Here is a 1401-nt window from a genome sequence, read left to right on the forward strand (position 1 = left end):
TAACCGCGATCAGCACCGCGCCCAGGCCGTTCCGTCCTGGGCGCGGTGAAAAGCAAATCCGGGCGCGGCAGTAGCCGCGCCCGGTGTTCAAGGTCAAGGCTTAAACCTTATGTTCATGTTTTTTGCTTCTTGGTGTTGAACCATTCCTTGAACTCTTCTGCCTCGTTGCCGGTTAGCTTTGGGAAAAGCGACATATTGAATCCAAGGGTGATTGTGCTGTCATTGACTAGGGCTAAACGGCTCTTTGTAACACCAAGCAGTCCGAATTCCTGAACAAATCCATGGAGAGGTTTGTCGATTGTTGCGAAATGAATTCGCATTTTCATTCCTCTGCTTATGCCCGCCAACTCTGAAAGATTGACAATCACCATCAGGTCGGCCAATGCGTTATAAATCCTCGCATTTCTCTTAGGATCATTCTGTTTGGGTTTCTTAGGTTTTAGCACTCCATGCGCATTCTTGTTTCCATATAAAGTCGACAAGCCACACAGCATGATTGGGTGGCCAATTTCCATATCTCGCTTAGATGCGAAATTTAAAATATCCTCCCTAACCTCTTTAGCTTGGGCCGGGCTGCGCGGCTGATGCAACGTATCTTGTAGGTATGCGACGATTTCTGAATTTTTCAGAAAAGAGTCTCTCTGATGAGTTGTGATACCCCAGGAGGCAAGATTGTTGAAGGCTTCAAAAAAACCTGAATCAACGCGAGCCTTCTTGAAGAACCCCTTAGCTATGTCACCTTCAGCGAACATGCCGGAGGATGCTTGACTCATGTCTTGAGGAATCCCAAGTCGGCCTTCGATGTTTGAAAGAAGAAGGCTTATGGCACTTCCTTTTGTATCCAGTGATTTAATGAAATTTTTATCTTCGATGCTGCAATTTTTGAAGCCTGATGAAATTTTGGATACGATATTTCTGTCGATCATATAAACACGCATGACTCGACAACCTCCTTGCCTGATGAGCGGTTCCCAACGGGAAAATGGCTAAATATTCAGTCATAGAATGATGCCGTAAATTGCTTGAGCGTGTCGGCGCACAGCGCCGCCGGGCTTTCGGGCTGCGCCCCGTGCCGGCAAGCCGTCACGGCCATGCGGCTTCAATCCCTCACGCCTTCGCGCCTGCGGCGCTGCGTGCTTCGCTTGCCTCCAGGGGAAAGCCCTGCGGGCTATCCCCGCCGCGCGCAGCTTGGCGCCCCTTAATACCGCCGAACCGGCTGCGCCGGATCGGCCCGGCAAGCGTCCCGCCGCGATGGACGGGTGCTGGCGAACACGCTGGCGCTTGCTGCGGCAGGTTGTTCGGATGCGTGCCGTCCTCAACGCTGGCGGTTCTCGCCCATCACGTCACGAAGGACGGTTCACGAACATCCCGCCCGGCATCGCTATGGAGCTTCCACGCCAC

Annotated in this window: 1 protein-coding gene; it reads right to left on the minus strand. The window is 52.2% G+C overall.

The window, feature by feature from the left end; translation table 11 throughout:
* Nucleotides 1–113 precede the first annotated feature (113 nt).
* A complete protein-coding gene (locus tag HMPREF2914_RS33050; RefSeq protein ID WP_023124806.1) occupies nucleotides 114–938 on the minus strand; it encodes a hypothetical protein in 825 nt (274 codons plus the stop codon).
* Nucleotides 939–1401: the final 463 nt, after the last annotated feature.

Source organism: Pseudomonas sp. HMSC067G02 (assembly GCF_001813485.1).
Taxonomy (GTDB): domain Bacteria; phylum Pseudomonadota; class Gammaproteobacteria; order Pseudomonadales; family Pseudomonadaceae; genus Pseudomonas; species Pseudomonas aeruginosa.